The sequence below is a fragment of the Bacteroidia bacterium genome (assembly GCA_033391075.1).
Lineage (GTDB): Bacteria > Bacteroidota > Bacteroidia > J057 > J057 > JAWPMV01.
Window position 1 is genome coordinate 1,108,203 of sequence record JAWPMV010000001.1, and the last position, 22,447, is coordinate 1,130,649.

The window sequence follows — 22,447 nt, forward strand, 5'->3', positions numbered from 1 at the left end:
CTATAACACCAAAACACTACAACACTTTTCCATACATCATTTTTTACATGAGCACAAGAACACAAGAGCACAAGAGCACCAGAACACGTTTTCGTCTTCCTACAAATTCAACCAATAATTCAACTTCAGCACCAGTGCCCGGTTTTTAGGCCCCCAGAACTCCACCGCATAATTGTCAGTATAGACGATGAACAGATCGGACATCGGCTGGAATCTCCATTGGAGACGGCTGTTGATGTTGAAGTTGTCATTTTGGGTGTTGAACTGGAAAAAGGTTGTCCAGAATACATTGCGAGAGAAATTGATCTCGATTCGCGGACTGATCAGCCATAATTGGGTATTTCCATACGGGTCTGGAAAAACGAGATCATTTCTTGCAAGGGTAAGGTCAAAGTTGCCCCAGGGTTGAACTCTGTATCGGGCGGTAAGTGCAAATCCCGTTCTTGTTCCATTGTAAAAGCCACCGTAGTTAACAGCCGCTTCATAGGAGAGGACCTTGCGGTTGTCAGAGGAATAACTCGCCTCAAAACTATTGGCGCTGTAAGTACCTACTGGAAGGGGAGTGTTTTCACTTCCGGTAAATGAGAAAGGATAAAGCAGGGCAATGTTTTCATTGCTGTATTCGACTTGAAAGCTGCTACTATTGGTCCAGCGTAAATTATAACTTAGAGAGGGATTGGCTTGAATAAAGCGTCCATCTGTAGCGATATCTCCTACAAAATCGGTCGCAAAAGTTTGGGAGATGATATTGGGGTTCTCTTCAAAATAATGGGTATATGATGCTCGGGTATAGTTATGGTGAAAACCTACCCGTAAGGTAGTATCTCTCTCAGCATCATAATGAGTGAGAAGGGGAATAAATCCCATATCCACAAAGTAATTGGTACCCGCTCCCGCGAAATTGATGTAATAACTAAAGTTTCGTCCATCATAGCCTGAACCGATGTTATAAAACAAATTTTCATCGGAATGACCTTCACTAAGTCCTACTCCCCCACCTCCAAAAGCTCTGAACTTACCATCCTGGGAGGAATAGTTGAACTCAAGTCCTACATTTCTGTTAAAATCCCCTTTTAAGGTCTCTCCTTCATAGGTAGCCTGACGATTGAGGAAATAGCCTTTTATGGTGGATCGTTTCAGGACCCGCTGATTAAAGGCAGCAGCTGTATAATTCTGTGCGGCAAATTCTTCTGTAGCGCCTGTTTGCAGATTCATGATACCTATCCGGAAATCCTTATTGATATTTCCACTCAATCTGGCTCCATAATTTATCGGAATAGGTTGGGCATCTTCGTCCAATCCTATTCGACGTGAAAAGAAAGGCCGCATGGGAGGAATGCCGAAATCACTGAAGATGTCGCTATTTTCCAGGAAAAATAACCTTCTCTCTGGAAAGCGAATGTTGAAACGGGTAAGGTTGGTTACCTGTTGGTCTACTTCTACTTGTGAGAAATCCGGATTTACCGTTAGATCAAGATTCAGGGAAGAGGTAACGGCAATTTTTGCATCCATCCCAATTTTTCTTTTATAAACTGCATCCTCATTTTCTTCCAGGTTTTGGTTATAAGAACCCAGCATATAGGGAATCAAAGAGATATTATTGTTCGTCTTTTTGGGGGCTTTATCCCAAATCAGTGCACCTGTATATCCCAAATCAACACTCCTGAATTGCACCGGTACCGGGGACCAGGTATGGTAACTATTATTCCTTCGTTCAGATCGAACGAAATTGATACCCCAGACTCTGTTCTTATCTTTAAATCTCAGGGTTTTAAAAGGAATGGCAATTTCTATGGTATATCTATCAGGATAGGTCTTTACGTTGGAAAACCATTTATTGTCCCAGGCGGCATTTATTCCACTTCTTCCCTGCGAACCTCTACGGCCGGTATCGCCACTCAATAAGGATTCTGTTTGCACACCTGCCGGATTCACCCCAAAGGTAAAGCCCGTAGCCTTTTGATTAAGTGGATCGATGATAACTGCAAATCCATCTCCCCGCCAAAAGGTTCGGCTGTCTCTTTTTAGGGTTTGGATCACATAATCATCCGTATCATAGCAAGTAGCTGCAATGTAAATGTATTGATCATTATAGGTGAGTCTTACTTCGGTTCGGGTGTCTTCCGAGGCACGTCTGTCATCTGTAGGGAAACTCCACCAAAAATCTGTCGCTACATCTGCGTCTTCCCAGACAGCTTCAGTTAGATCCCCATCTATGGTGATTTTTTCCTTTGTCTTCTTAATCCGTACCTGATACTCCTCTTGCAGCGGAGAGCCTAGATTTTGTCCTGTTAGATCAAAGCAAAAGAAGGAAATAACAGTTAGGAGCGATAGAATAGATTTCGTGTGCATATAGGATAGATTGTAGAGCCTGATCATTAAGGCGGCAAATTCGCAAATAGAAACATCCCGAGTATATTTAAATCTGCGAAAAGCCTAATTTTATGGACTTTCGATTCTATTAGACAACAAATCAACTTTTTTTATTCTCTCTGGTTCAATTTTTCATGCAGACTGAGTGTAAATATCCCGGATTGATCGGCCTTGTATTGGCGGGGGGAAAGAGTAAACGTATGCAGGAAGATAAAGGATTGATCAAATATCATGGCAAAGCGCAGCGAGAGCATTGCTTTGAATTGTTGATGAAACTTGGGCTGGAAAAGGTGCTGACCTCTTGTAGAAAGGATCAGATGGAAGAGTTGAAGGATTATTTCCCCATAGCAGATAAAGAGGGTAGGGCAGGACCTATGTTTATATTGGATCATGTTATGGAATTGTATCCCGCAAAGGGATTTTTAGTGTTTCCCTGTGATGTTCCTTTGATGGATATAGCAAGTTTTGAGTACCTCCTGGAGCAAAGGGATTCTTCAAAAATTGCAACGGCTTTTCTGTCTCCATTCGATGGGAAACCGGAACCTTTACTTGCCATTTGGGAAGCCGAAAGTCATGCCCTTATCCGGGAGCATATAGCCCATGATAATATCAGTCCCAGGAGATTGTTGATGGTAGAGGATGCAAGACTCGTAGAGGCCCCTTCGCCCGAAAAATTACAGAATGCGAATACCCCGGAGGAGCAGGCTCGCATACGGGCTTATATTCAACAAAGGAAAAACTAGGCCTTCATCTCGGGATAGCAGAGGTAATATTTCACAACCGGAGTCGAAAGGGTATGGATATTCTGTATATCTGAAGCGCTGGCCAAATCTTTCAATCCACTCTTTTTAAACCAAATCAGAATGGGCTCGCGATTGTTTTCCAGATAGGCTTGATTGGCTACTGTGCCTGTGAATACATAATATTTGAGGGCTTCTTCAGGAAGTTTGTTTTGTTCCAGAAAGGCTTGCTGCTTTGCTTCGAGGTCTGCTTTACTTACTTCCTCATCCTGTATGTGGATCTTGAGGAGTCTTCGGGTTAAAATTCGGGTGCAAAGATCAGACAATATCGGATCGGAATGATGTTGCCATTGCTTGATGGCGTATTCTATATCTGAATCATCCAATTGAATAAAACGCTCCAGTACTTCCTCATTCAGATCGGAACTTGTGATCTGATGTTTGAAAAAGAAATTCAGATTCTCGCCCAGTCCTAAATCACTCCCCTCCTGATAAAGGTCCCTTGCCCGTTTCAGAATATTGACCATGGTGACTTCTGCGGAAAGAGCTGCTTTATGTAAGTACACCTGCCAATACATCAGACGACGGGCCACAATAAATTTCTCGATAGAGTAAATCCCTTTATCCTCAACTACCAATTGATTGTCCAGTACATTGAGCACTTTGATGATCCGATCCGTTCCGATAACCCCCTCAACGACTCCGGTAAAAAAACTATCCCGAGTCAGGTAATCCAGGCGATCCATATCCAGCTGACTGGATACCAACTGATGCAGGAAATGGCGCTCATATTTTCCCTCAAAAATCTCGATAGCCAGGCTGAGCTTTCCTTTCATTTTTTTGTTGAGGTAGTGCATGAGGGCCAGACTCATTTCCTCATGATGCATACCGGGGATAATCACATGCTCCAGGGCATGAGAAAAGGGACCATGACCGATATCGTGCATAAGGATGGCTATGAGGGCCGCCCGATATTCCTGCTTATCTATTTTTACTTTTTTTCGCTTTAATACATCCAGCGCCATGCGCATCAGATGCATGGCTCCCAGGGCATGATTGAAGCGAGTATGCTGGGCTCCGGGGTAAACAAGGGCACTCATTCCCAACTGTTTTATGCGGCGGAGTCTCTGAAAGGCTGCGGTATCGATCAGACTCAGAATCGTCCCTCTTGGGATTTCAATAAATCCATGTACTGGATCATTGATGATTTTGGAAAGTTTTAGGCTATTTTCCAAGGATAATGTATTTTGGGGGATCAAGTTAAGAAAATAAGCTCAACCTTAAGTTTTAGATTATTGAAAGCTTACCTCCGTCGGCTGGACAACCCATTGATTCTCTCTTTCTTGCTTCTTTTTACGATCTCTGTTTCCGCTCAGGAGCTGGAGATACGGGAGCTGGATGCCGATAATTATCCGGAGGTAAAGCTCATAATTTCAGGCCCTTCAGATCTTAGGATGATGATGGAAGAACAAAGCCTGATTATCCTGGAAAATAAGGTTGAAGCACAGGCTCACTACATCCGTCACGGCCATCCCCTGGCTTTCGGTTTACGGATTTTCTCCAGCCCTAAATTTATTGGAAATACCCTGGGCGACTCGACCGTAGAAGATCTTCTGATCAATTATCTCAACTCCAATTTCGCGGATATAGATTATTTCTTTCGAAAAGACATTCCTCAGCATGGCCTCTATGATGCTCTGCAGGTAAATCTAGAACGTTTTGGGCGGAGAAAATATCGCAAAAGGTGGTTTACGCTTTTGGTACTGGATGAAGGCGATACAGGTTCCAGTACTCCTTTCGAAACCATTATGGGAACCATAGATTTTATGCATTCTCCCATTTACATTCTATTTCAGGGGAAAGAAGCTGACAAGGAACTAAGCCAATTGGCAGAAAAAAGTGGAGGGGGGTTATTCTTGTTTGACGGCTCTGAAGAAATGTTGGATAAGCTTAAAGAACTGAATCGTTTGTGGCGGTGGGGAACTGAAATTAGATACAATTCTCCACAGAAGAGTAAGACGGATTTGAGGACAGTAAGCATGAGCTTGAAGGACAAACCGGAATTAGGACAAATTCTGGTAGAATCTTACGAGCAAAAAAGCGACCTCAAAGGCGGGATTGATTGGGACAATTGGCCGACCATGGTATTGGCAGTTTTGTTGAGCATAGGGGCAGTTGTACTCTTTTTTGTCTGGAGAAGCAGGCGGGCTGATGCCAATCATATTTATCCGGCTATTACCTATGTTGCCCCACAACCGAAAAAAGGCAAACTGAAAGTGCGCTTTAACTCACCCAATAAAGAAATGGGCTCTCGAATAACGATTGCTACAGCTGGAGGGAAACCTGTAAAGGATTTTCAATTTAGCGGTACTCGTAGGCGGGCCAGGATACAGGTAGGCGAACTCTCGGAGGGCTTTTATACCTGTATGTTATCCAATGCAGGCCTTAATTCGGAGAAAGTAGAATTTGAAATAAAAGGGACCTAAAGAGGAAATTCTGAAGGAAAGTCCGGAAGCTTACATTGATGCTCAGCAAAGCATGGCTTTTTGCTCTCCTTTTCTGAACCAATGCATACTGAATACGTAGGTATGAGTTCACGCCTTTTCAAGATCATCAATCAATTTATAGCGAAGCAACTCTACCCGATCCATCCTAAATCACTCGAATTCGAACGGCAAGCTTTTTGCCGCTACTGAGTGTAGTTTGGATTTGAATCTTGAGTTTTATAAATACATACCTATCGGGCTTTAAATTTATATAATATGACCAATGCAAAAATACTCTGGGTAGATGATGAAATCGACCACCTGAAAGGACATATGATGTTCTTGCGGCAGAAAAACTTTGATGTAGATTCTGCCAGTAATGGGATCGATGCCTTAGAGATGATACAGGAAGCTACCTATGATATAGTATTTTTGGACGAACAAATGCCCGGAATGGATGGCCTCGCGGTTTTAGCCGAGATCCAGCAGATCAAACCCAATCTGCCGGTGATTATGGTGACCAAGTCGGAAGAGGAACATATCATGGAAGATGCTCTCGGCGCTCAGATTACAGATTATCTGATCAAGCCGGTCAAGCCTACCCAGATTTGGTTGGCCTGCAAGAAAGTACTGGAAAATAAAAAACTGATCACTGCCAAGGTAAATTCTGGCTATCAGCAGGATTTTAGAAATATCGCCATGCAGTTTTTCGAAGATAATGACTTTGAAGACTGGAAAGATATCTATAAGAAATTGATGTACTGGGAAGGGAAGATGGAAGAAAATGAGGACAAAAGTATGGAAGAGGTCCTCTCAACCCAGTTAAATGAAGCAAATGCCAACTTTGGGCGTTTTGTTGCTCGCAATTACCTGGATTGGTTGCATACTTCTGATCCCAATCAAAAGCCCCTGCTTTCTCCGGATGTAATCCCTCAATCAGTATTTCCACATTTAGATGGGAATTATGAAAGCGTATTCTTCCTTCTGGTAGATTGTTTGCGTTTTGACCAGTGGAAAGCTTTTGAAAGCCTCGTTTCGGAATTGTTCTATGTAGAAAATGAGCAATCCTATTACGGGATTTTGCCTACCGCGACTCAATATTCAAGAAATTCGATTTTCTCCGGTCTTATGCCCCTGGAGATTTCCAAAAGATATCCCAAATACTGGTTGAATGATGATCAGGAAGGGGGGAAGAATAAATTCGAAGGAGAATTTTTGCAAGAATTAATTTCCCGTCATAAGCTGAATATCAAACACAGCTATACCAAAGTCATTAGAAATGAAGATGGGAAAAATCTGGCAGACAATATTCTCAATCTGATGAACAATGACCTCAATGTCATTGTCTACAACTTTATTGATCTGCTGTCACATTCGCGTACCGAAATGAATATCATACGCGAATTGGCCCCGAATGAAGCTGCTTACCGCTCCATCTCTCGTTCCTGGCTGGAATTCTCTCCTCTTTTGAGCGTGTTGAAAACCCTCAGCCAGCGCAATGTCAAAGTGATCCTTACTACGGATCACGGAACCGTCAGGGTTAAGAGGCCTAGCCGGATCATCGGGGATAAAAAGACGACCACCAATCTCAGATATAAGCAGGGAAGAAACCTCAATTATGATGAGAAATCGCGTTATCTGTTTACCGTTCGTAAACCTTCAGATGCCTTTCTCCCTCAATCCAATGTAAGTTCGACCTATGTCTTTGCCATGGAGGACTATTTCTTCGCTTATCCCAACAATTATAATTACTATGTGAATTATTATCGGGATACCTTTCAGCATGGAGGAATAAGCCTGGAAGAAATGATCATTCCATTGATAGAACTTTCTCCCAAGAATAGATAAGCTTTTAGGAGCGATAAAAAATACAAAGTGCGGGTCTGGATTTCCAGGCCCGCATCTCTTTATGCCAGTATTTGGAAAATCCTTTTGCAAGTGGCTTATTTGCGATGCAAACTTTACACCGTGCTGCAAAAAAGCTTTCTAAGTCAATCAGAATCAGACAACCCGGCGATCGCTGAAAAGATTCTGCATGCTTGTAAAAATGTGAGAGTTTTTGCATTTTACGGAGAGCTGGGAGCCGGGAAAACCACCATTATCAAGGCTTTTTGTAGGTTCCTGGGCGTTAAAGAAGCGGTAAGCAGTCCTACCTTTAGTCTGATCCATGAGTATTGGACCGAAGATTCAGCCGTTTATCATTTGGATCTTTATCGGATTAAATCTGAGCAAGAAGCATTTGATATAGGTTGTGAGGAATACTTTTATTCAGGTTCTTACGTCTTTATCGAATGGCCCCAAAGAATACCAAATTTACTCCCTTCAGAAGCTGCTCTACTGGAGATTAGCATTATTTCAGAAAACAAGAGAAAGATTGATTTAAGTTATCAGGCAAATGGGGAAGATTGATATGTCCATAGATCGCGGCTTTTTTTCGGGTGTGTATTCCGGATACAGGGCAGTTCCTGAAGAACTGGCAGTAAGGAAGCACCAAAGCAAAAAGAGTTTGCGTATAGGGGTCCCTAAAGAGCTTCTATTTCAGGAAAATCGTGTAGCAATTACCCCCATGACAGTGGGAGTTCTGGTTGCCAATGGACATCAAGTCTATATTGAGCAAGGTGCAGGCGAAGGTGCCAGATATACTGATAAAGACTATTCGGAAGCTGGAGCAGTTGTTTGTTATAAAGTGGAGGATGTTTTTAAGCAGGCCGATTTTATCCTGAAGGTTTCTCCTTTGTCCTCTGATGAGGCATTACTGCTGCGCGATAATCAAACCCTCATATCTGCTGTCAATCTGGGCAGTTTTTCTCCGGAAATCTTAAATGAACTTATAAAAAAGAATATCACAGCCCTGGGCTTTGAATTCTACAGGAGTGGCGATGGCTCTTTGCCTTTGGTACAGATGATGTCCGAAATTGCCGGTGTTTCCTCTATACATATTGCATCTGAACTATTGACAGGCAATAATGATGGGCAGGGGATGTTGTTAGGAGGTATTACAGGCATCCCTCCCGCAGAGGTCTCTATTATTGGCGCAGGTACCGTGGGATTCAATGCTGCCCAAACGGCTATGGGCATGGGAGCAAGGGTGCGGATTATCGATGAAGAGATCTACAAACTCCGACGGATTGAAAAAGAACTAGGAATCAATATCTACACCTCTGTAGCCCAGGGTAATTATATTCGAGAAGCTGTGGTTTCTTCAGATGTGGTAATTGGTGCCGCATTCAAAGAAGGAGGACGTGCCCCTCTGGTGGTGACCGAGGATATGGTGCAGGAAATGAAAGAAGGCTCTGTGATCATTGATGTTTCCATCGACCAGGGCGGCTGTGTCGAAACCAGTCGGCCTACTACCCATGATCAACCCACCTTCATCAAACATGGAGTAATACATTATTGTGTGCCTAATATTGCTTCCCGGGTAGCCAGAACAGCTTCCATAGCGATTAGCAATATAATTGGACCTCTCATCGTCAACATCGGCGAAAGCGGAGGAATAGATAACCTCGTTAAATACAATGAAGGCCTCAAGCGAGGAATCTACATCTATCGTAGACATCTCACCAAAAAGAGCATGGCCAGTATTTTCGGGATGAATATGAATTATCGAGACATAGATTTGCTCATTGCATCTATGTAATTTTATATTACGGAATTGGGGAATAATTTTTTATCTTTCCTTCTGTAAACCCATCCCGGATCCACCATCGTTGTAAACTGCTGTACCTGTACAAAATCCATCTTTCTGTAATGAAAAGATGTGACCCCTATATTCGCAAAGGGTCTAAAAGGTATCATACTAATTTGATTGATTATGAAAATGCTTAAATCCCTTACACTTATCAGTGCCCTGCTGATTCTTACTACTGCCTTGATGGCTCAGGTATCAGAAGGCGTACAGGCTTATGCCAAAAAAGAATCTGGTAATGCCCTTACCATCACCCTGGAAGGCCAGCCAAAAAATGTAGCAGAAGTACTCAATAGAAAATTTAAAGCAGAAACGAATAGCAAAGGTAAGGCTATGCGAGGCATTAAAAGCCTGAGTGGTGGGATGAAAACCTTTACGGGAGTGCGCTATAGTGCGATTTCAGGCTCCACCATGGATTATACATATAGAGTAGAGAAAGCCAAAGGAACCAAAGATCATTCTGTTGTCCATATTTGGATGTCTACTGGTAATAATAACTTCATTGATTCCGGATCTTATCCTGATGAAATTGATTATGCAATGGACATGATGGAAGGTCTACAGCATGAAGTATCGGTTTATGAATTCGAATTGATGATTGAGGAGCAGGAAAAAGTAGCGAGTAATGCAGTTAAGACTCATGATAGACTGGTAAAAGATTCTATCAAACTGGAAGATCAGCTGGCAAAGCTGTTGGATCAGATTGAACAAAATAAAGCAGACCGCGCTGCACAGCTGATTGCCATTTCTCAGGAAGAGCAGAAGCTGGCTGATTTCAGGGTAGATTTTGAAGAATTGAGAACGGGTATCAGACCTGAAGAGTCGATCAATATTGATGAAGTAGCGAGAAAGGATGAGATGGAGCGTACCACAGATGAGGTAGAAGAGATGAAAGAGGAGAAAACAAAGAAAGTTGAATCCAATAAAGAGAAGAATAAAGAAGATAATTCCAGAGAGCTTTACAGAAGCCAGGAGAGTTTCGAAGTCATGTTGTTGGACGCTGGAGATTCTAAATTTAATGTGATAAAAGAAATAAAATCGATTACGGGCATGAGTATGGGAGAAGCCAAGAAAATGGTAGATGGATTGGAAGATGGACCTGTAACGATAAAGAAAGGTATTAGCGCTGATGAGGCCGAAGTTCTGAAAGAAATTTTGGAAGAGGCTGGTGCCAAGGTAGAAATAAATTAATCAGGGAAAATCAGAGCTCTAAACCTTCAGAGCTTGAGGTAATGAACCGCCAGTAGAAGCCTATGCTTCTGCTGGCTTTTTTTATAGGTTATCTAGTAATTCGGCCGGATCTTCAAAAGGCCCCTTACAATTTCTCCCTTTGCATATATAATAGCCCTCTCTGCCTCCGTCTCTCTCATAACGATAGCCATCAGGAAAGTCCTCCCTGAATAGAAGGTTGGGCACATAATAGTGTTCCAGCTCTTTCCGCAATTGCTGCTTATCTTCCGAACGCAATACGATGAGATGGTTCGATTCTTCCATGAGGATATAAGGCTTCAACCAGCTTTGATACTGAAGTGGGTTTTCGAGTAAGAGAGGGGCGGCATGCATCAACATATCTTCAGCCGTACGCAAGTAAACCGCTTTATCCATGATCAGTCCCAATTTGTAAAGGGCTTCGCACATGAGGGCATTACCATTGCGCATGATTCCATCTTCCATTTCCACAAAAGGAACCCGACTTAGATCTTCTCCGCCATAGGAATAATAGAACAATTGGCGGGTGGAAGAATAAAAGCGACTCAGGGAATGGGTACTCAATTCTACTGCCTTCCTCAAATAGCGTTCGTCAAAGCTGACTTGATGAAGGTCGATATAAGCCAGAATCATTTGGGCATAATCCTCCAGAAATTCCTCGTTCTGCTCTTGCTTATTGATGTGATTCAAGCGAGGAAATTCAGCATAGTTCTGCTCTTCCAAAGCCCCGATCATGCGTTTGGCATAGGATAATATCTTTTCATCACCAGTGCTCTTGTAGGCCTTTATATAGGCTTGTATGAGTCTGGCATTCCAACTACAAATTTGTTTAGGGTCCCGATCCGGTTTTACCCGCTTTTGACGAGCATCCAGCATCTTCTCCCTCAGGGTCTCAAGTTCAGATTGAAATTCAAGGGTCCTGATTCGATACCCATAGGCCAGTTGAGCATCCTTAAGTTTGCGGAAGAGCACATTTTCCCGTTCCTTCCAATTGCCTTGCCGACTCACATTATAGGTCCTTTTGAAAAGCTCAGTTTCTACTCCCAATTCGGCGTCTATCTCGATATGAGACCACAAATAATAACGTCCCTCTTCCCCTTCACTATATGAATCCCAACTGCTGAGATAGGAACCATTGTCCATTTTAAAATCCCGCTCTATGCTTTCGATACTTTCATACATGATTTGCTCATAATGGCGCTTGCGGGTCAGATGAAAAGCATTGGCATATAGTTCAAGTTTGCGGGCATTATCTATCAGGAGTTTCTCAAAATCAGGAAAATAGGAATTGGGATCTTTGCTCCTGAGAAAAAATCCTCCGCCGAGATGATCATAGGTTCCGCCCATGGCCCATTTATCCAATTGTTCTTCCAACAAACGAGCAGGTTCCAGACGTGTATCCAAAGTCGTATAGGTCGCCAGGAAGTTTAATAAATCGGGGTTTACATTGACGGCCTTGGCGTCATTGAGGAATCTTTGTTGATATATCTCATTCCGGAGACTTTGGAAAGTCTCATAGAGGGAGATGCGAGGCATACGGGCATTTGCTCGATAATTTTCCGGATGATAGAAGTCAAACATCTTATCATCGAGGGTTCTTCCCAGTTCCAGGGCTTCTTCTCTTTCCAAGTCATACAAACTACTGTATCGGGATGCTATGTCCGTCCAGATTTCCGGCCGCAGGGATGAGGCTGCAAATAAAGGTTTTCTATCCGGTAGGAGGATTATATTCAGGGGGAAAGAACAGCTCTTTTCATTAAAAAATTCGCAAAATCTGCTGAAATATGCAGCAATGTCAGGCCGTTCATCGCGATCCACTAGAATGGGGATCATATTGTCATTGAGGGTTTGCACAAATACAGAGTCGCGGAAGGTCTCTTTCTCCATATTATGAGAAAGTTGGCTGCCAAAGTATCCGATGCTCAGGAAGATCAATTTATTCGATGAGCGTGCATCCTCAAGGATTTCATCTGACCAGGGATTCCAGTTTACAGGATTTTGCGCATATTGCCGGAGAAAATGGCTATTTTCTTGTATGAGGGAGTTAAAATTATCCTCTTCCGCAACATTCTTGTTTCGAAGTTGCTGGGCTGTGCAGGACAGGAGGCTAATTAATATGATCCACGAAACTTTCTTTTTAAGAAAGGAAGCATTGATCAGATTTGATTTTCCCCCCAAACGTGCATTCCAATGCTGATTATTTCTCCTTGAAAAATGAAACATGAATAAGCGCACAGAAATGTATCAGATATAAAAGTACAGAAAAAGTGACATCCTGCCCTTATTTTTCGTCTATGAAATATTAACAATGGTCGCTAATCCTAAATTCCTTATGAAAAGAATCATCATATTAAGTCTAAGTTTAAGCCTTTTCGTCTTCACTTCCTGTAAAGAATTATTGCAAGTGGTTGAGACAGTGGCTGCCTCTACTGAACCAAGTTTGGGAGAAATGAGTTCCGGTTTGAAAGAAGCCCTCACCAAAGGTGCTGGTTTCGCCGTTCAAACCCTCAATAAAGATGGCGGATATTTCAATGATCCCCTGGTAAAAATCCCTTTTCCTCAGGAAGCCCAATTTGCTGCCAATGCCCTGAGAGATATTGGTCTGGGAAATGTCGTGGACAACTTCGAAAAGAAGCTCAATGAAGGAGCTGAAAAAGGAGCCGCTTTAGCTCTTCCCATTTTCAAAAATGCCATACGGGAGATGAGCTTTGCTGATGTGAAGAACATTCTGCTAGGGGGAGAAAATGCAGCTACTAATTATTTCCGGGATAAAACGCTTACGCAATTGTCAAGTGCTTTCTCTCCACATGTAAAAAAGTCATTGGATGAGGTAAATGCCACCCAGTTGTGGACGGATCTCACGACCCGCTACAATCGGATTCCTTTGGTGCGTAAGAAAGTTGAAACCGATATTGTAAAGTATGCTACAGGTAAAGCCCTGGATGGACTTTTCCTCAAATTGGCTGATGAGGAGAAAAAGATCAGAGAAAATCCCATTGCCAGAACTTCTGATTTGTTGAAAAAGGTATTTGGATATGCCGAGCAGCAGAAAAGTGGAAATGGATGATAAAAGGTTTGAAAATTAGGAGTTCAGTAACACTGATTATCTCCAAATAACCTAAAGACGGGAAGGTGCTTTTGAACCTTCCCGTTTTTGTTTTCTTAAGGTGTCTGAGAACAAATATGCCTCCTTCATTTGTATCTCTATTTTTCCATATGCTCAAAATATTCCCCAATCTAATGGAATTTGAAATATTACATATGACACTTTTGTGTTAGTGTAAATATTTTCTGGTTTGTAGATTGGAATTAAAATATCTGTCCTAAGTGCCTCTTTATTAGGCCTATATGCTTGTTTTGGAATTGGTAAAAACGTAATCCCTAAAATTGAGGTTCTGATTCTAAAGAATGTTCTGCATGCCCGTCCTATAGCGATATCTTAATTTCGCGATTCAAGCGAAAGTTTGTCAATAAGACAGTTTCAACTGTAATTATTACTGGTAATTAGCCTTTCCTGCTTAGTCCCTTAGTATGATTTCAATCCTGATGATTGAAATGAGGGATTCCTTTTTTCCATTTTTTATTTCAATCAACATTTAACACATGTCAAAGAAATCAGATCAGAAACCGAATTCTCCGAATTGGCCATCAAATGCTCTGGCTATTCATGGAATCGAACGTCAAATCCAATTAGGAGAATTGGGGGAAATTAAACTTCCGGAATTGTTCCCGATAGCATCCCCCAGGTATTTGGTGACTTACATGAACTCTCAAACCGGAGGAAGGATTCGTTCATCTACCGTTGTTTCTGTAACCAATCAATCTGCTTTTAGAAATTTTGTTCGAGTCGCTTTCTATTGGGGACTTGGAAATCAGGTGGCAGGTTCTTGTAACTACTTGATCCCTTCGGGTTATACAATTGACTTCGGCTCTCGCCAAATTCCTGGTGAAATCACAAGTTTGAATTGTGTTTCCAGCCCTGAGCTCCACTTTCATGAGGGCCGTGTGGTTGTAAGTTCTAGCTACCCTCAAATTGCTGTTAGTAGCCGAGTAATTTATACAGAAGGGGAAAAGGACTCACAAATGCTTTCGATTACCGACTCGAAGATCGTTACCTATGGTAAGGGTAATAATCAGGCTCCTGGTGCAGAAGTATAATGAGTGGGTAGTGGTATCTGGATGGCAAAAGCAAGAAAAGAGCATAAGCATTTAAATTATGTGCCGTAGAAATGCTCTTTTGATTGTTCCTTTCCAGAGAAGCGAAATATGCTAAAAATAGGCTGCCTCAATATCAGAGGCAGCCTTTTGTATAGTTTCAAAAATGATTCAGATCCAGGGGGTTCTCATCTTTGGTCTGATGGGATGACTCAAGTTGTTTTTAGGGGATATAGTCTACCGAAAAATAATCTATTGTGATTTCTCTGCTACCCTCCCCATCAAAAGGAAGAAAAGCAATGCGATCCCCACTAAAGGGATAGTAATCATTTACATAAAAGAATTCTTCATTTAGGAAATAGTATAATCGGTCTCCTTCTCTACGAATAGTCATTAGGACAAATTCCTTTATATCAAAAGCCCGCAAAGGCTTGAGTACATATTGATGGAGATATGGACTTATTTCAGGATCAGCTCGGAAAATATAGCCGTAATTATTGCCATCTGTTAAATACTGTCCATTGGCAAAGCCATAATTGTCCTGAAAACTGAAAAATTGGGAACTGCTGTTTTCATTTGAGCCAAACAACAGAAATGCTCCCAGCCGGGAAGCTTTGATGCGGATTTCAATTTGAAAATTTCTGGCTGGATCTATTGATAGCTGACGAGAGGGGAAAAATGAATTGGATTTGCTGGTGAAAGTGTAAAGCCCATTCTCGATTTTCCCCTGATGTTGGTCAGTGGAATCTACATACCATTCATTGTCGTTATTGTCGAAATCCTCAAAAAAGAGATTGTCTTTGTCCATGCTGTCCAGGTCAGCATATGCCAGGCGAGTATCTGCCCAGAACGGACGGGATGTATTTCCATCGAATAACTCATCCAGATAATAATCCTTGCGGAAGCCAGAATAGTTAATAAAGCGATTTCTGACAGAAAAAAATTGTGATTGACTTCCACTTCCCTGCATGATGCTGAGAAATTCTCTATCATCTGTCAGGCCATTTTTGTGACTACGATTCAGGATACAGTGCCCCAATTCGTGGAAGAGAAGTCTTTCTCTATCCCTTTCAGTAACATTATCCCAAAAGTTTCGCTGAATGGTAATTTGATGAGTAGTCTGATCTTTATCACAGTATCCTGCATAGAGATATGTTGTAGAATCCACCAGGAGTATTTCTATTCCTTCTTCAGAGAAATCGATATTGATTCCTCTCGCAGCTGCCTCTTCTTCAAAGCGATCCACATAGTCAGTAAATAGGGATTCAATATTTACGATTGGCGCTTCGCATGAGCAGAGAAAAATGACAAATAAGAAGAGACTAACTTTTTGAATAGTAGTGTTTTTCATAAGCTATAGGCTTTTGTATTTCCCGAATATGCAAAAGCCAAAGATCTCTTTACAAAACTTCTTAGCAAGAGTGTCAATAAATTGAAAATTCGTAAAAGAAGTAGGGGCAGACCATATTGAAGCTGCCCCTTTATTCTTTATTCCCATATTTCTTCCAGCAAATCATCTCGGAGCAAATTCCCTCGATCATCTACCTCCAGCCGCCAGATGTATTTGTGGCAATTATCAAATTGATGGTTATCGCAGATCTGTTTAGTTGCCAGGACCTCATAGGCTCCATTTTCTAATTGTTTGGCTGTAAGGCCGTATTCATTGTATTCGTCTCCGAAATACCTTTCCCATTTCTTCTTACCCTCTGAATCAGTCTTGATAAGGTAAACTTCATAATTTCCCTTGCCATAGGAAGAGGTAGAGCCTACGATCAAATACCCATTGTCTTTCGTTCTGATAAATGAACTCGCTTGCTCATAACTTGTCCCTCCAAAAGTTTTGAACCAATCTTCATTTCCATCTGCTCCACTTTTGCTGAGTAAAATGTCTCCTTTGCCTTTTCCATATGATTCGGAAGTGGTTGCTATGATAATTTCTCCGCCATCATCTGTCTTTAGTGTTCGGGGAAATTTAGCTTTATGCTTTCTGGTATAGCGGATGTTTTTATTACGGCCATAATCCAGCAGGATTTCTGTTACCCGTCCAAATCTATCATATCCCGGACTAAAACGATAACTGTTTGCTGCCAAATGATCTTTGAAAAGTATGGATGCGGAGATGGTATCTCCATCAATGATCAGGCTAAAGCCTTCTTCCGCACTTAGCTGTATTGTTAGATCAGTTTTGAGCTCTTTACTGACATATCTTCCTTCAAGAGCTGCAACATAAGTCTCAGGAATACTTTCCTCTTCTATCATGCTGTAGGTTACTACATCGTTTCCGGGATAATAGATATCCAAATAGCTGTTTTGCTGGTCTTTTCTGAAATGAATTTTATTTCGAATATCTCTTTCCCAATCATACAAATCTCCCCCTACAGAAAGGAGCCTTACAGGATTAGAATTATAACGCTTCCACATAAGATCATTTCCTTCCATGCGGACTTCCACATAGGAACCACTTTCAGAAGTATATTTTCCTTGAATTTCTTGTGCCTTAAGTACAGATTCCTTTTCTGTATCGGGATAAAAATCCTGTGTAGCCGCGGTTTCACTTTCCAGATCCAACATAATGTCAGCTACTTCTCTGGCCACTCCATAGCTCCAGAAATTACCATTATTGCTCATCATAAATACACTGATCTTCTGCTCAGGAAAGCGGAGGACCTGAGAATTGTAAGAGCCGGTAGCTCCTTCGTGTGCGCGCATTTTTAAGCCTTTATAGCTTTCCAGTTCCAATCCGTATCCATAGCTCTTTATCTCACTGGAAGGGACGGTTTCCTGGCTTAAGCTGGCCAGGGGATTTTCAGCCTCTGTTTGCAGGAATGTTTCCCAGGCTAATTGATCTTTTAAGGTTGTGAAAAGGAAACCATCACCATTTAGATCAACCACCATAGGATATTGTTGCCATTTCCCATTTCCCCAATCATTGTATGGGAGGCTCTTATGTGGAATTACTGCCATATAATTATCACAATATTGGCTATGGGGCATGCCGAGTTTCTCGAAAAGCTCACTGGAGTATTCAAGGAAACTTTTGCCACTTAACTTTGCTACTATTTCACTCAGTAGGGTATAATTGGAATTGCTGTAAGAGTAATCCTTACCCGGCTCAAAGTTTAGCTCTTTTTGAGCCTTCAAGAGCTGAAGCACTTCTTTATTCCCGTATCCAACTCGCTTCCACCAGGGATCACCTTCTACACTCAGCAGGTCAGAATAATCTCTGATTCCACTACTATGGGTAAGCATAGAGGCAATGGTGATCGGATGCTCTATATCTTCATAAAATCCAGGTAAATATTTGCGGAAATCATCTTCCAGGTCCAGTTTCCCATCCAATTTAAGTTGGAGGATACAAAGGGCTGTGAATTGCTTTGCTGTAGAAGCAATATTAAATCGTGTGTTTGCGTCTACTGGAATTTGATGCTCCAAATTGGCATATCCCAGGTATCTCTCATAGATGATCTTGCCATCTTTGACGATTCCCAAAGCAGCTCCGGGAACTTCTCCCTGGATCTTGTTCTTAAATACTTCTTCGATTTTATCCAGCTTCTCACTCTGTGCGGAGAGGAAGAAAGGCAGGAGGAAAATAAGTAAAAAGATGTTTAGCGGTCTTGACATGTTTGTAAGTATCAGAATTAATTTTGGGTGAAATTCAGCCATTTATGGCCTTTTTTCGCTTCAAATCCTGATTTGGCACTTATTTGTCCTCTAATTTTTGCAAAAATTCGCGAGGAGTAAGTCCGCTATGCTTTTTAAAGGCCCGATTGAAGGTAGACTTTGAATTAAACCCAACCTCTAAAGCCAAACTAAGCAGGGTTTGTTTTTGATGATCGCCATTTTGGAGCTTTTGAATCAATGCTTCTGTTCGAAATTGATTCACGAAGTCATTGAAATTTTTTTGGAAGCCCTGATTTACAATCTGAGAAACTTGCTTGGGAGTCGTATCGAGTTTGGCGGAAATGTCAATGAGGGATAAGCGCGGATTTTCATAGAGGTTTCCTCTTATCATCAAGTCTTCAAGCTTTTGCTTCCATTCCCTTAAATCCTCTATCCCCGATTTAGCGTCTTCGGTTGCGGGCAGAGACTTGATCTCATGCTTTTCTTTTTCATCCAGGAGCATTACTTTCTCATTATGCAGAAAGGAGGTTTGGAAAGAAAGGGAACTCTTGATGGTACTGGAATAGCCGTTGATGGCTATATAATAGAATAGGAGAGAGAAGCAGATGTAGTACCAATACTTATTCCCAAACTGTCCCCACTCAGGATTTAGAATGAAGAACAGAATACGGAGGATCAAAATGAGGAGAAAGGCCAGGAGAAACCTTTGTAGCCATTGGAAAAGGATGGCATCTGCATAACTGGTTACCTGATAGGCGAGATTTCTATAAGTCCTGTAATACCTGAGGGAAAGGATCAGATAAAAGAGCATGGAAAAAAGTCCTGCCCATTGGTACCAGGGATCCAGGTCCATATCTCGCCCATCCGCGTAGAAATAATATTCATCCAGAATCAATTTATCCGTAACGAATACAATGAGACTGAAAATCAGGTAAAGGATAGCTGGAAGGAAATGGAGAAAATCCTTTCCTGCAGGTTTGAATGATTTATTTAAGAGGCTTTGGGTATAGAAATAAAAAATAGGTCCGATCAGAAAGAGCTGCTGAAAAGGAACGAAAAACATAATATCAGGATGCCCTCTCGTCGAATACCAACCCGCATATCCCAACATAAAGGGACATATGTAGAGTACACACAACAATAAAAAGGTTCCCAGGTACTTACTGGGCGTATTCTGATCATCAAAACCTTTCTTTAGCAAGAGAAAAGCATAGACCAGTCCATGAACAAAGAAGATCAGGAGGGTTGAACTTTTCGGGCTGAAACTAAAGAGCATAAATGAAGCGTGTATGCATGAGTTGATTAGGGAATATAGTCCACACGAAGATAATCTACCCAGATCTCCTTCACAAAATCAGCATCACCTCTTCGAGAGGCCGCCAGAAATCCGAGCATACTTCCTCTGAATGTTTCATAATCATTTACGTACAAAAATTCTTCATTGGCAAAGAAGTAGAGCAAGTCTCCCTGCCTTCTAACCGTAAGGGTATGAAATTCATCGGCCTCCAAATCAAGGCCAGGAACGGGCTGGGTGGCAAAGCCTTTATTTTCAAAATCGGGAGCCGTATTCAATCCTTCTTGAAAGAGGGAGAAATAGGTGAAGTTGTCGCTAAGGTAAAAGCCTCCTGCAGTTCCATAAAAATCAGAGAGAATAAAATTGTAGGCATCCAGGCGCCTTTCTCCTCCAAAAACCAAATTCACTCCCCTTTGGATATTCTTGATCCGAATTTCTATTTCAAAATTTCTACTTTGATCAATGTTTTGATCTATTTCCGGGAAAAAGGAATCGTCCAGAGCTCTGAAGTAGTAAATCCCATTTTCAATTTTGCCTTCATAAAACTCCGTAGAATCAACAAACCATCCATTTTGGTTGTCATCAAACTCCTCCAGAAAAAGGGATTCTTTTTGAGCGGCTTCAACATCTTCGTAGCTGATTTCAGTTTGATTCCAAAAGGGCAGGGGAGTATCTGGATCAAAAAGCTCATCGAGGTAATACTCCCAACGAAATCCCCAGATATTGAAAACCCGATTAACCAGGTTTATATCTGAAGCGGGAATTCCTTGTCCATGGATGATACTCAAAAATTCATGATCTTGGCTCAATGTTTCCCGATCGCTACGATTGAGCACGCACCTTCCCAATTGCTCAAAAATCAGTCGATGCCGTTCTCGCTCCCCACTTGCATTCCAATATGCTTCCTGAATTCGGATCAATGCGGGTTTTTCATTAGGCTCACAACTGGCGATAAGATTCCCACTTATAGCAGTAACCAATCTTAGTTCTACTCCTTCCTCTTCCAGGTCAATAGTTACCCCCCTTTCTGCACCCGCTTCCACAAAAGCAGTGACATAGGTATCAAATTCTGCGGGGATTATAGTTATGGGTTCGCAGGAAAGAAAAAATAGGCTTAATAGCAGTAAAAAATGAATTGATTTCATAGAGATAATTGTATTCGAGGGTTCTCGGAAGAATGGTGGGTATCTCTATAACGATATTTTGAGGGAGGACGTTCGAAAGAATTAAAAGCAATTTTTTTGGATTGAATTCCAACTATTCATAAAAAATTACGTCATTTATGAATAACAGCCTCATGATCACACATTTGATATCACACTTACACAAAAAACAAGTTAATACAAGCTAATGAACAACTCCTCACCTCTTAAGTCACTTCTGGCCTATCTTGCTGTAATCGGAATCATCGGATACGGTGTTTACAGCTTTGCCAGCGATACCATCCTTAAGGACCATGACGAAGATCATGTAGTCGTTCATGTTGACTCTGATCATCATGAGGATGTAGAAGTAAAGATTGAATACAGCAATAGCAATGACCCTACTTTTGTAGAGACTTTTAATATGAGCTCAGGTGATCTGGATGTACTTACTTCCGGTGGGGGTATCACTGTAGAGGGGTACGATGGAAACAAAGTTGAAGTACAGGCTTTTGTTAAAAAGAATGGAAAAGTAATGGCTGCTTCTGATGATGCTATGAAGTCTCTCGAAGATGGTTTCGATATGCGCATAGAAAAAAGCGGTTCTACTGTCTATGCTCATGCAAAGAGAAAAGGAAATACAATGCCCTGGAAAAGAATGAGCATTTCTTTTCATGTGAAAGCTCCCCACGATATAGCAAGTAAACTCAGAACCAGTGGTGGAAGTATCAAAATTTCTGACCTCAATGGAGACCAAAGCTTGCACACCAGTGGAGGAAGCATACACATAGATGATATTGACGGAGACGTTGAAGCCAAAACTTCTGGTGGTAGCATCAATGTGGAAGACGTAGATGGAGAATTGCAGGCACATACCAGTGGAGGAAGCATCAATATCGAAGGAGCAGTAGGAAATGTAGAGGGACGTACCTCTGGTGGACGGATCAATCTTGAGAATGTAGAAGGTCAAAGAATAGATGTAAAAACCAGTGGAGGAAGCATTCACATTGATGGTTCTGCTAAATTCCTCAAAGCCAGCACCAGCGGAGGTTCTATCGAAGCTGATGTAAATGGTTTAAGCGAAGAGCTTCACCTTTCTACCAGCGGTGGAAGCATTCGTGCGAAAGTACCTTCAAATATGGGTATGGATCTGGATTTGAAAGCCAATCGTGTAAATGCTGAATTGAAAAATTTCTCTGGTACAGCCAAGAAGGATTATGTGCAGGGAGAAATGAATGGAGGAGGTATGCCAGTAGTAATGCGTACTTCTGGTGGAAGTATCAATATCGATTTCGAATAAGATTCGCTAAGAAATATACAATCGCCCTTAAAGTTTCAACTTTAAGGGCATTTTTTTTAGACCCATAAGCAATGGAAATTATACTATTTTTTGTCCTTATTCTCTTCCTGATTGCACTCGAGCGGGATATAATAAGAGCCCGAAGATCGACGATTAGACCTATTTTTGTCTTGAGAACAGAAAATGAGTCAAGGAGCTATATCAATGATGGGAATGGACCGGCTTTTAGGTTTAAGCTATATAGAGAAGAGGGACAGGAAAAAGAGATCATGATGCAAGCAGAATCGGTCTTGAAAAAAGAAACTCTTGACTTCTCCAAACTTGAAAAGGGTACTTACATGATCCGCTATGAAGACGCAAACACCTATGTTTATCGGGATGAAATTTTAATTGAATAGACGCAACCTTTATAGGGGTTTTTGCAGTCTATTCTTCCAAA

At 41.6% G+C, this 22,447-nt stretch carries 17 protein-coding genes; 10 read left to right on the forward strand and 7 right to left on the reverse strand.

Going from position 1 to position 22,447, the window contains the following annotated elements; all coding sequences use genetic code 11:
- Window positions 1-99: 99 nt before the first annotated feature.
- Window positions 100-2,352, reverse strand: a complete 2,253-nt coding sequence (locus tag R8P61_04385; protein MDW3646281.1) for a DUF5916 domain-containing protein — start codon at window positions 2,350-2,352, stop codon at window positions 100-102.
- Window positions 2,353-2,507: 155 nt separating this feature from the next.
- Here R8P61_04385 and R8P61_04390 point away from each other — a divergent pair, with 155 nt between their 5' ends.
- Window positions 2,508-3,116 (forward strand): NTP transferase domain-containing protein, encoded by a 609-nt coding sequence (locus tag R8P61_04390; GenBank protein MDW3646282.1) that lies wholly within the window; start codon window positions 2,508-2,510, stop codon window positions 3,114-3,116.
- Here the strand turns inward: R8P61_04390 and R8P61_04395 are convergent.
- Window positions 3,113-4,348: an HD domain-containing protein gene (locus R8P61_04395; GenBank protein MDW3646283.1), complete on the reverse strand. Its 1,236-nt coding sequence runs from the start codon at window positions 4,346-4,348 to the stop codon at window positions 3,113-3,115. The genes R8P61_04390 and R8P61_04395 overlap by 4 nt on opposite strands.
- A 60-nt stretch (window positions 4,349-4,408) precedes the next feature.
- Here R8P61_04395 and R8P61_04400 point away from each other — a divergent pair, with 60 nt between their 5' ends.
- The 5 genes from R8P61_04400 (at window position 4,409) to R8P61_04420 (ending at window position 10,478) form a co-directional block, all read left to right on the forward strand.
- Complete coding sequence (locus R8P61_04400; protein ID MDW3646284.1) at window positions 4,409-5,599, forward strand: hypothetical protein; 1,191 nt, start codon at window positions 4,409-4,411, stop codon at window positions 5,597-5,599.
- Between the two features lie 276 nt (window positions 5,600-5,875).
- Window positions 5,876-7,447, forward strand: coding sequence for a PglZ domain-containing protein (locus R8P61_04405; GenBank protein ID MDW3646285.1), 1,572 nt, complete (start codon window positions 5,876-5,878; stop codon window positions 7,445-7,447).
- Window positions 7,448-7,567: 120 nt separating this feature from the next.
- A complete protein-coding gene (gene tsaE / locus R8P61_04410) occupies window positions 7,568-8,008 on the forward strand; it encodes a tRNA (adenosine(37)-N6)-threonylcarbamoyltransferase complex ATPase subunit type 1 TsaE (protein MDW3646286.1) in 441 nt (146 codons plus the stop codon).
- The gene (locus R8P61_04415; protein MDW3646287.1) at window positions 7,995-9,239 is read left to right on the forward strand and encodes an alanine dehydrogenase; all 1,245 of its coding nucleotides are present in this window, start codon (window positions 7,995-7,997) and stop codon (window positions 9,237-9,239) included. The genes tsaE and R8P61_04415 overlap by 14 nt, the downstream gene beginning before the upstream one ends.
- A 174-nt stretch (window positions 9,240-9,413) precedes the next feature.
- The gene (locus tag R8P61_04420) at window positions 9,414-10,478 is read left to right on the forward strand and encodes a ribosomal protein L7/L12 (protein ID MDW3646288.1); all 1,065 of its coding nucleotides are present in this window, start codon (window positions 9,414-9,416) and stop codon (window positions 10,476-10,478) included.
- A gap of 81 nt (window positions 10,479-10,559) precedes the next feature.
- Here R8P61_04420 and R8P61_04425 read toward each other — a convergent pair whose 3' ends face one another.
- Entirely contained in the window at window positions 10,560-12,719 is a 2,160-nt protein-coding gene (locus R8P61_04425; protein ID MDW3646289.1) for a DUF255 domain-containing protein, read from the reverse strand.
- A gap of 109 nt (window positions 12,720-12,828) precedes the next feature.
- Here R8P61_04425 and R8P61_04430 point away from each other — a divergent pair, with 109 nt between their 5' ends.
- Together R8P61_04430 and R8P61_04435 are read left to right on the forward strand one after the other, a co-directional pair.
- Window positions 12,829-13,563: a DUF4197 domain-containing protein gene (locus R8P61_04430; GenBank protein ID MDW3646290.1), complete on the forward strand. Its 735-nt coding sequence runs from the start codon at window positions 12,829-12,831 to the stop codon at window positions 13,561-13,563.
- A 536-nt stretch (window positions 13,564-14,099) separates the two neighbouring features.
- Window positions 14,100-14,654, forward strand: coding sequence for a hypothetical protein (locus tag R8P61_04435; protein MDW3646291.1), 555 nt, complete (start codon window positions 14,100-14,102; stop codon window positions 14,652-14,654).
- Window positions 14,655-14,874: 220 nt separating this feature from the next.
- Here R8P61_04435 and R8P61_04440 read toward each other — a convergent pair whose 3' ends face one another.
- The 4 genes from R8P61_04440 to R8P61_04455 form a co-directional block, all read right to left on the reverse strand.
- Entirely contained in the window at window positions 14,875-16,002 is a 1,128-nt protein-coding gene (locus R8P61_04440) for a hypothetical protein (protein MDW3646292.1), read from the reverse strand.
- Window positions 16,003-16,139: 137 nt separating this feature from the next.
- On the reverse strand, window positions 16,140-18,272 hold the full coding sequence (locus R8P61_04445) for a serine hydrolase domain-containing protein (GenBank protein MDW3646293.1): 2,133 nt from the start codon (window positions 18,270-18,272) through the stop codon (window positions 16,140-16,142).
- Between the two features lie 79 nt (window positions 18,273-18,351).
- Window positions 18,352-19,548, reverse strand: coding sequence for a helix-turn-helix domain-containing protein (locus R8P61_04450; GenBank protein ID MDW3646294.1), 1,197 nt, complete (start codon window positions 19,546-19,548; stop codon window positions 18,352-18,354).
- 26 nt (window positions 19,549-19,574) lie between these two features.
- Window positions 19,575-20,711, reverse strand: a complete 1,137-nt coding sequence (locus R8P61_04455) for a hypothetical protein (GenBank protein ID MDW3646295.1) — start codon at window positions 20,709-20,711, stop codon at window positions 19,575-19,577.
- 205 nt (window positions 20,712-20,916) lie between these two features.
- Here R8P61_04455 and R8P61_04460 point away from each other — a divergent pair, with 205 nt between their 5' ends.
- Together R8P61_04460 and R8P61_04465 are read left to right on the forward strand one after the other, a co-directional pair.
- On the forward strand, window positions 20,917-22,008 hold the full coding sequence (locus tag R8P61_04460; protein MDW3646296.1) for a DUF4097 family beta strand repeat-containing protein: 1,092 nt from the start codon (window positions 20,917-20,919) through the stop codon (window positions 22,006-22,008).
- Window positions 22,009-22,079: 71 nt separating this feature from the next.
- Entirely contained in the window at window positions 22,080-22,406 is a 327-nt protein-coding gene (locus R8P61_04465; protein ID MDW3646297.1) for a hypothetical protein, read from the forward strand.
- The last annotated feature ends 41 nt before the right edge of the window (window positions 22,407-22,447 follow it).